The organism is Leucobacter chinensis (assembly GCF_019049105.1).
GTDB classification, from domain to species: Bacteria; Actinomycetota; Actinomycetes; order Actinomycetales; family Microbacteriaceae; genus Leucobacter_A; species Leucobacter_A chinensis.
Genome location: NZ_JAHQZR010000016.1, coordinates 1 through 7,655, shown reverse-complemented (window position 1 = coordinate 7,655; position 7,655 = coordinate 1). Strand labels below are relative to the sequence as shown.

The window sequence follows — 7,655 nt, the reverse complement described above, 5'->3', positions numbered from 1 at the left end:
TGTGTTTTTTTTTTTTTTTTTTTTTTTTTTTTTTTTTGGGTGGGGGGGGGGGGGCCCCCCCCCCCACCCCTTGTGTGTATTTGAGAGCGTCGACACGGTCGCTGACTCATTTGACAAGTGGTACGACCAATCAAGATAATGGAATGACCACTGTGACCAGAGTGCATTTTCCAATGGAGGGAATCTATGTCGATCAACATCGAAGTTAACGACCTTGGCGGGGCCGAAGAAGCGGTATTTGCTGCTTGGCTGAAAGAAGTAGGCGACGATGTTGCCGAGGGTGAAGCCATCGCAGAGGTGATGACCGACAAGGTGAACGTCGAACTTTTTGCCCCGAAAGCTGGCACACTCGCCACGCGAACCGTTGACGAAGAAGACCCGGTTGAACTCGGCCAGGTCATCGGAACGCTGACCGAGGCCTAGGTCATGGCGCATACTACCGAACAGCTCGTTGAGCTGTGGCAGCACATGGTGAATGGCCGGGCGCTCGACCGTGCAATGTGCATTCACAACCCACTCTGGCACGAAGGTCGCGGCGAAGAAGCCTCAATCGTTGGTGCGTTTCACGCGCTCTGCGAAGGTGACGTCGCAGCGCCGCACTTCCGCGGCGCGACAACCCTCGGCCTCATGCGCGGTCTGAACCCAGAAACCGTTGCAGCGGGTGTCTTTGGCAAAGAAGCCAGCGTGACCCGGGGCGCATGGCGCGGCGACATCAACGCCCTGCCTTCGCGCGACGTTATTGGTATGTTCTCTGGATCGCTTGGCACGACCGTTGCCTATGCGACGGGTGCGGCCATGACGATCAAGCGCCAGGGCAAGCCCGGTGTTGTCGTGAGCTCATTCGGAGACGGAACCTCGAACTCTGGCGTCATCGCCGAGTCGTGGAATATGGCAAAAATGTTGAGTCTGCCGATCGTGTACATCTGCCAAAATAACCAGTACGCGACCTCGCTGCACGCCGACGATGCGATCGCAGGCGGCACGGTGAGCGACCGGGCACGTGCCTATGGCATGCCGACCGAAGATGTCGACGGTAACGACGTGATCGCCGTGGCCGAAGCCGTCGCAAGGGCGACGGATTATGCCCGTGAACACGGTCCTGCCTTTGTGCAGCTCCTGACTTACCGTATGGGGGGCCACTACATGAGCGACCCCGAGGTATACCGCAGCCGCGAAGAAGTTGAAGAATGGCAGCTCAAAGATCCGATCGTGCGACTCGAAAAGGTGCTCGCAGAACAGCACGGTTGGGACGCTGAAGCGGGTGCGGCTCGCCGCGCCGAGGTTGAGGCTGAATACGAGGCCCTCGTCATTGCGGCAAAAGACGCGCCAGCCCCCGACCCCGACAAACTCTCTGCCTCACCATACGTGAGCGACCTTGCAGCAGCGAAGGAGGGCAACTAATGGCCCGCATGACGATGAGTGACGCGATCGTCGAGGCGATCCGCCAAGAAATGCGCAGCGATGAGAGCATCTACATGCTCGGCCAAGACATTGGGCAGTTTGGTGGCCCCATGCAGGCCACAAAGGGGCTGTGGGAAGAATTTGGCGACTCCGGGCGCATGATTGACGCTCCGATCTCAGAAGAGGCCATGATCGGCACCGCCGTTGGTGCTGCGATGACGGGCAGTCGCCCGATCGTTGACCTCATGTTTGCCGAGTTTCTTGCGCTCACCGTGACACCGCTCGCTCACGAGGGCGGTAGCATCGGGTTCAAAACCCGGGGCGAAGTGACGGTGCCCATGTTTGTTCGGGCAAAGTGCGGCATTGGACCACACCACGGCCACGCCGAGATGATGGCGGGTATGCTCATGAGCTTTCCGGGTGTCAAGGTCATCATGCCGACGAACCCACAAGATGCCTACTCACTCGTGCGAGCCGCAATTCGTGACGACGGCCCCGTCGTGATGCTTGAGCACATGAGCCTCTTGCACGCTCGCCGCGCTGAAGTTGACCTCGAAGTAACGGCTGAGATCGGTCAAGCCGCTGTACAGCGCGAAGGCAACGACGTGACGATTGTCGCCTCGGGGCTCATGGTTTCGCGGGCTGAACGTGCCGCGAAAACCCTCGCCGAAGAGGGGATCGAAGCTGAGATCATCGACCTGCGTTCGATCGCACCGCTCGACGCAACGACTGTTGTGGCGTCGGCGCGAAAGACCGGAGCGGTCGTGGTAGCCGACGAAGCGTGGCCCACTGCCGGCCCCGCGGCGGAGGTCGCTCACCAGGTGCTTCGGCTCACGGGCGGGCGCGACCACATTCGTTTCGGCTTTGCAACGTCGCCTCACACCCCAATTCCTTTCAGTACCGAACTCGAAAAGGCATTCGTGCCGAGTATTGAAGACATCGTCGCTACGGTACGAGAGACCCTCGCCCCGTAACGATAACGACCCGCCTGTGCGGGTCACACTCCGATAGGGGAGCGCCACTCCCGCGGAAACCAGCAGAGCCCGGCCACCGACGGGTTCCAGACTGCCTTGAGCGGCCGGGCTCTGACCCCAGAAAGCATAGAAGCATGATTGAACAGACTGAAACCCGTGAAGCCATCACCGGGGTGCGCAAGCTTATTGCAGCGAACCTTGTGAAATCACACACCGAGATACCCGCCGTGAACATCATCGAAGAGTGTGACCTCACCGGGGTAGACCGGGCCAAGCTCGTGCCCATCGTGCTCGCGAGTATCGGCGAGGTCGTGCGCTCTTTTCCCGTGTTTAACGCCGCGGTCATCGACGGCGAAATCGTTCGTTACGACCGCTGCGATATTGGTATCGCTGTTGATACTGAGCGTGGCCTCATGGTTCCTGCCGTGCGTGACTGCGGCAACCGAGACGTGAAGGCGCTCGCCGACGAGGTGGTTTCCCTCGCCGCGAAAGCTCGCGATGGGAAGCTCTCGCCACTCGAGATGCGTGGGGCAACGACGACGTTCACGAGCCCCGGAAAACGCGGCGGTATTATCGCAACCCCGATCATCAACGCACCGCAGACCGCGATTGTTGGGCTGCACCGCATGGTCGACAAGCCCGTTGTACGCGATAACCAAATCGTTATTCGCACCATTGCAAACCTCACCCTCACCTTTGATCACCGTGTTGCCGACGGGGCACTCGCCGGTGATTACCTGCTGACACTCGCCAGGACAATCGAAGCGCACGCCCTGAAACACCAAGCATCGCGCTAAAGTGATAGGTGTTATTTCATATCGTGGTGAAAGCGTAGAACTTGATGACCGAACCTCTCGAGACTGCTAGGGACAATCATTTCGATGATGACCCCGTCTCAATTGCCCTCACCAAGCGCATCAAGGGGATGAAACCTGGCGATCGACTCCCGAGCGAGCGAGACCTCGCGATTGAGCTTGGAGTGAGCCGAACCGCCTTGCGCGACCGCCTTGCGGTGCTCGTTGGGCTGGGCTCTCTTGAGCGCCAAATCGGCTCTGGAACATATGTTGCCGAGTTGCGGCCCCAGACGCTCGCACTCGCATTGAGCCTCGGGCTGAGCTCAGCGAACCTGCCCATTCATGCGCTTGAGTCGGTGCGCATCGCTCTTGAGCGGCAGGCCGCAATCGAGGCCTGCGCCGACCCCGACCCAACGCTGACGGGCCACATGCAAAAGGCGCTCGACATCATGGCGGTCGCGACAACTTCAGTTGAGATGCACAAGGCCGACCGTGATTTTCACCAGGCGATGCTGCGAGTCTCTGGTAACCCCGCACTCATTTTCTTTGCCGACGTGCTCGCCGACACGCTCTCTCAGAGCATGGCCGAACGTAGCGTTCGCCTGCGCGAGAAGCACACCGAGGAGGGGCTATGTGACCTGTTCATTGAACTGCACAAGCCTATTTACGACTCGATCATGAGCGGCGACGAAGAAAAGGCCGTGCTCGCGGTCGAAGAGCACTTCGACGTCGTCATGCTCTACTAGATGGTCTTTGCGGGGCTCTGATCCCCGGGCGCCAACGAAACGAGGCCCCCATCCGCGGTTGCGGTGGAGGCCTCGAACGTTCTGGGGCTGCGTGGGTTATGCAGCGGTGCGTGCCTCGGGCATGTGCATCGAGATGCGAGCGGCGCCCGTCAGGTTGAGAGGGTGAATGTCGATAACCCAGCCGAGCGACTCCAGTGACTGGAGGTCAGCGCGGGCATCGCTCACGCGTTCAGTTTCGACGACGTAGTACGTCGCGTGACCGGCACGAAAGACCGATCGTTTGCTGGCCCAGCTCGGAATGAGCGTTTGGGGCTCGTCAGAGGCACCGAGGGCGCTGAGTGCGCGGTACGGCGTCTGCGGCAGCGTCGCAGCGAGCTGCTGCGGGTAGTGCAGTGTAATAGTGTTTGTCATTGTCCATGTTTCCTAACTGGCACCTTGGCCAATATGGTGGTGACGGTTCAGGCTGTCGCATACGAAGAAGTACGCGAACATTGGCACGAAAGATCGTGCCAAACCGAAGACCTCAACCGGTCGTATTATTCTTCAACTCCCGCGACCCGCCTCATCTTCGGTGATGAGTCTTGCGGCGCAAACAGCGACCTGAAGAATATGCCCCAACACTATAGTCTAGGTTGAGGGTTGTCAAGCATTTTCTTTGTGCGCGAACGATTGTTGCAACCCTCATTCGCGCGTTGAACATGAAGAGTAGCATCGAGACATGCTCGTTCTCGCAACTCTCACGTTCTTTATTGCGGCGGTCGTGCAACGGCTCACGGGCATGGGTTTTGCACTCGTGGCAACGCCGATCCTCGTCCTGCTTCTCGGGCCACACGATGGGGTCTTGCTCGTGATCATGGGTGGCTTTGTGATCTCTGCGCTCATGCTTATCGGCGGTCTCAGGCTCATATCGTGGAGGCCCACTCTGCTCTTGCTCTTGGGTGGTGCAGTCGCGATGCCGCTCGGTGCTTGGGTTGCCGCAGCACTGACCGATGCCGCGCTGCTCACCCTCGTGGGCGCCGCGGCGATCTGTGCGCTGCTCGTACCCATGCTGCCGCTGAGACCTCACCCGAACACCGGCGTTCGCGGTGCGATCCCCGCGCTCGGAGCCGGCGCCGTCTCGGGCTTCCTCAGTGTAACGAGTGGGCTTTCCGGGCCACCGCTCGTTGCATACGGAACCTCATCGCGCTGGGAGCATCGCAGCTTCGTCGCCTCGATTCAGGTCATCTTCGTGGCCTTCGCCGCCGTGACGCTCGCGCTGCGCGGCCTGCCGAGCGTGCAACCCACCTCATACGCGCTGTTCGCCGCTGCCCTCGTCATCGGTCTTGTTGTGGGCATCGGCCTCGACACGATCGTCCCGGTGCGCGTCGCGAGAATCGGCATGTTCGTGTGCGCCTGGGCTGGTGCCGTTTCGGTGCTTGCGCGGGGAATCATCGCGCTTCTCGCGTGATGATTGCGGCGGATCGGGCCGAGTGATCCGCCGCGATTCGTTCCCGGCCCGCCCGCCAACGGGCGGTACGATTGCCACGTGACCAGCGCGGGTTCTCGCGCACGAGAACGCCTAGCGCGAGAAGGAGACAACGATGCTCACACACCCCGGCACGCTGAGCGGTGACCTCGTCAGGCTCGAGCCACTCAGCCATGAACACCACGACGGTCTCGTCGAAGCGGTGCGCGACGGCGAACTGTGGAACCTCTGGTACACGATGGTTGCGCGGCCCGAAGCGATGCGCCAAGAGATTGACCGCCGGCTTGCACTGCAGGAGACCGGTTCGATGGTTCCGTTCACCAGTGTGCGGGCCGACACGGGTGAGGTGCTCGGGATGACCACCTTCATGAACATCGAAGCGACCGTGCCGAGGGTTGAAATCGGCTCGACCTGGAACCGGCTCTCAGCGCAGGGAAGTGGTACCAACGCCGAGGCCAAGCTCATGATGCTCGGCCACGCCTTCGATGTGTGGAGGTGCATCGCGGTCGAGTTTCGCACCGACTACTACAACCAGCAGTCGCGCCAGGCAATCGCGCGGCTCGGCGCGAGGCAAGACGGCATTCTGCGTTCGCACCGAAACGATGGCGGGTATCTGCGCGACACCGTCGTCTTCTCGATCGTGCAGCAGGAGTGGAGCGGTGTGAAGAAGGGGCTTGAGCTGCGGCTCGCGAAGCGCCGGGGCTGAGGGGTTGCTTTTGCGTCGATTCAACGCGAATCGGTTGAGGGGGTAAGCTCGTTGCATGGACGATCCGTTGAAGCTGCCAGAATCATTTACGCTCGATCATGACGCCGTAAGCGCGCCCTTTGTGAGGCTTGCCGGGAGGCACGTGCTCGCAGGCGGAGGCGAAGTTGTGAAGTGGGATCTGCGCTTTGAGCAGCCCAACGAGGGTCACCTCGAGATGGACACCGTGCACAGCATCGAGCATTCACTCGCGACGACCCTGCGCACGATCACCGATGCGGTCGTTGATATTTCACCCATGGGGTGCCAGACCGGTTTCTACGTCTCGGTTGATGCAGCAGAGCTCGACGACTTTGACGTGTTCACCGAGGTGCTCGCGCGCGGTATCCAGACGGCGCTCGAGCTCAACACGGTTCCCGGCTCAAGCCGTACCGAGTGCGGCTGGGCTCACTCCCACTCGATCGAGGGTGCGAAAGAAGCTCTCGCCGGCTTTCTCGACAAACGAGACGAGTGGAACGTGATTTATGGTGAAGAGCGTGCCTAAGCCACTGCTCGTCTTTGCGCACGCCGACGAAGCGCAGGCCTTCGCCGAGGTGCCTCACCTCATCACCGGTATCGGCAAGGTCAATGCCGCGGCCAAGCTCGGGCAGCGTCTTGCCGAGGGCGACGTCTCTGAGGTTGTTGTGCTCGGCACTGCCGGTATGCTCGACGACTCGCTCGACCTGTCGATCGTGTACCGAGTAAACGTTGCGCTGCAGCACGACTTCGAGTTCGCGAGCCCGGCTGCCGTCATGGGAGCCGACGGGGGCGTGCAGTTCGTTGCCCCCGAGGTCTGGATGCGCGATGGTGCTAGCCTCGTCGGCGCTGAGGCCTCAAACGCGGGGGAGGCGACCGCCACGATCGCGACGGGCGACGTCTTCGTGAAAGATGACGGCCTTCGCGCCGCGCTCACCGGCCAGGGTGCCCAACTCGTCGACATGGAGAGCTATGCGTACGCCGTGCTCTGCTACACGTTCGGCGTGTCGCTCAGAATTTTTAAAGTGCCTTCTGACTTTGCAGACAGCGCTACGAGCCACGAAACCTGGGATGACATCGTCGCGCGCAAAAGTGCGGAGCTCCTTCAATTTGCGCGGGGGCGCTCACTCGTCTAAACTTTTCTCTTGGTGACGTGTCCGAGCGGCCGAAGGTGCAACACTCGAAATGTTGTGTAGGCAACCCCTACCGTGGGTTCAAATCCCACCGTCACCGCCAATCGAAAGGCCCCGCACTCCCCTGAACTGGGGAGGCGGGGCCTTCGCTATTTCTTCAGGCGATTGGTGGATCGAGACGCCTCGTTTTGGCCGGCTTGGCGAGCGCCGGCACCGGAATTGTCGGGGTGGGGGGCGAGGTGTTCTAGCCAAGCTTGGCTTTCGAGCACCGTATACTGCTTGGTTCGTTTGCTGTGTGGGCAATATCGCACGTTGAGAGGTCAAAAAGTGTCGAAAAATGGTTCAAGAACCCTCTTTGCCAGGCTGGTTGTGAGTCACTCACCCATCTATTGAAGAGGAGCCCCTGGTTTGTCTATCGTGCCCG

10 protein-coding genes and 1 tRNA gene are annotated in these 7,655 nt (G+C 60.6%); 10 read left to right on the top strand and 1 reads right to left on the bottom strand.

The window, feature by feature from the left end; all coding sequences use genetic code 11:
- The first annotated feature begins 186 nt into the window (after positions 1-186).
- From KTJ78_RS12765 to KTJ78_RS12745, 5 genes are all read left to right on the top strand, one after another.
- On the top strand, positions 187-423 hold the full coding sequence (locus KTJ78_RS12765) for a biotin/lipoyl-containing protein (RefSeq protein WP_217136435.1): 237 nt from the start codon (positions 187-189) through the stop codon (positions 421-423).
- Between the two features lie 3 nt (positions 424-426).
- Positions 427-1,401: a thiamine pyrophosphate-dependent dehydrogenase E1 component subunit alpha gene (locus KTJ78_RS12760; RefSeq protein WP_217136431.1), complete on the top strand. Its 975-nt coding sequence runs from the start codon at positions 427-429 to the stop codon at positions 1,399-1,401.
- Positions 1,401-2,375 (top strand): alpha-ketoacid dehydrogenase subunit beta, encoded by a 975-nt coding sequence (locus KTJ78_RS12755; protein WP_217136429.1) that lies wholly within the window; start codon positions 1,401-1,403, stop codon positions 2,373-2,375. Before KTJ78_RS12760 ends, KTJ78_RS12755 begins: the two co-directional genes overlap by 1 nt.
- Positions 2,376-2,509: 134 nt before the next feature.
- Positions 2,510-3,172 (top strand): 2-oxo acid dehydrogenase subunit E2, encoded by a 663-nt coding sequence (locus KTJ78_RS12750; RefSeq protein ID WP_217136427.1) that lies wholly within the window; start codon positions 2,510-2,512, stop codon positions 3,170-3,172.
- A 44-nt stretch (positions 3,173-3,216) separates the two neighbouring features.
- Positions 3,217-3,915, top strand: a complete 699-nt coding sequence (locus KTJ78_RS12745; protein WP_217136425.1) for a FadR/GntR family transcriptional regulator — start codon at positions 3,217-3,219, stop codon at positions 3,913-3,915.
- A 96-nt stretch (positions 3,916-4,011) separates the two neighbouring features.
- On the opposite strand, the gene KTJ78_RS12740 is transcribed toward KTJ78_RS12745, so the two are convergent.
- Positions 4,012-4,326, bottom strand: coding sequence for a hypothetical protein (locus KTJ78_RS12740; protein WP_217136422.1), 315 nt, complete (start codon positions 4,324-4,326; stop codon positions 4,012-4,014).
- Positions 4,327-4,633: 307 nt separating this feature from the next.
- Here KTJ78_RS12740 and KTJ78_RS12735 point away from each other — a divergent pair, with 307 nt between their 5' ends.
- The 5 genes from KTJ78_RS12735 (at position 4,634) to KTJ78_RS12715 (ending at position 7,334) form a co-directional block, all read left to right on the top strand.
- The gene (locus KTJ78_RS12735) at positions 4,634-5,362 is read left to right on the top strand and encodes a sulfite exporter TauE/SafE family protein (protein ID WP_217136420.1); all 729 of its coding nucleotides are present in this window, start codon (positions 4,634-4,636) and stop codon (positions 5,360-5,362) included.
- 133 nt (positions 5,363-5,495) lie between these two features.
- The gene (locus KTJ78_RS12730; protein WP_217136418.1) at positions 5,496-6,086 is read left to right on the top strand and encodes a GNAT family N-acetyltransferase; all 591 of its coding nucleotides are present in this window, start codon (positions 5,496-5,498) and stop codon (positions 6,084-6,086) included.
- Positions 6,087-6,141: 55 nt separating this feature from the next.
- A complete protein-coding gene (locus KTJ78_RS12725; RefSeq protein WP_217136416.1) occupies positions 6,142-6,627 on the top strand; it encodes an S-ribosylhomocysteine lyase in 486 nt (161 codons plus the stop codon).
- The gene (locus KTJ78_RS12720; RefSeq protein ID WP_217136414.1) at positions 6,620-7,234 is read left to right on the top strand and encodes a phosphorylase family protein; all 615 of its coding nucleotides are present in this window, start codon (positions 6,620-6,622) and stop codon (positions 7,232-7,234) included. The genes KTJ78_RS12725 and KTJ78_RS12720 overlap by 8 nt, the downstream gene beginning before the upstream one ends.
- An 11-nt stretch (positions 7,235-7,245) precedes the next feature.
- Positions 7,246-7,334, top strand: a tRNA-Ser gene (locus KTJ78_RS12715).
- The last annotated feature ends 321 nt before the right edge of the window (positions 7,335-7,655 follow it).

Excerpts from the sequence above, each read along its gene's own strand:
- KTJ78_RS12735 (WP_217136420.1), top strand. The coding sequence starts at position 4,634 with ATGCTCGTTCTCGCAACTCTCACGTTCTTTATTGCGGCGGTCGTGCAA.
- KTJ78_RS12725 (WP_217136416.1), top strand. The coding sequence starts at position 6,142 with ATGGACGATCCGTTGAAGCTGCCAGAATCATTTACGCTCGATCATGAC.
- KTJ78_RS12745 (WP_217136425.1), top strand. The coding sequence starts at position 3,217 with ATGACCGAACCTCTCGAGACTGCTAGGGACAATCATTTCGATGATGAC.
- KTJ78_RS12755 (WP_217136429.1), top strand. The coding sequence starts at position 1,401 with ATGGCCCGCATGACGATGAGTGACGCGATCGTCGAGGCGATCCGCCAA.
- KTJ78_RS12760 (WP_217136431.1), top strand. The coding sequence starts at position 427 with ATGGCGCATACTACCGAACAGCTCGTTGAGCTGTGGCAGCACATGGTG.
- KTJ78_RS12765 (WP_217136435.1), top strand. The coding sequence starts at position 187 with ATGTCGATCAACATCGAAGTTAACGACCTTGGCGGGGCCGAAGAAGCG.
- KTJ78_RS12750 (WP_217136427.1), top strand. The coding sequence starts at position 2,510 with ATGATTGAACAGACTGAAACCCGTGAAGCCATCACCGGGGTGCGCAAG.
- KTJ78_RS12740 (WP_217136422.1), bottom strand. The coding sequence starts at position 4,326 with ATGACAAACACTATTACACTGCACTACCCGCAGCAGCTCGCTGCGACG.
- KTJ78_RS12730 (WP_217136418.1), top strand. The coding sequence starts at position 5,496 with ATGCTCACACACCCCGGCACGCTGAGCGGTGACCTCGTCAGGCTCGAG.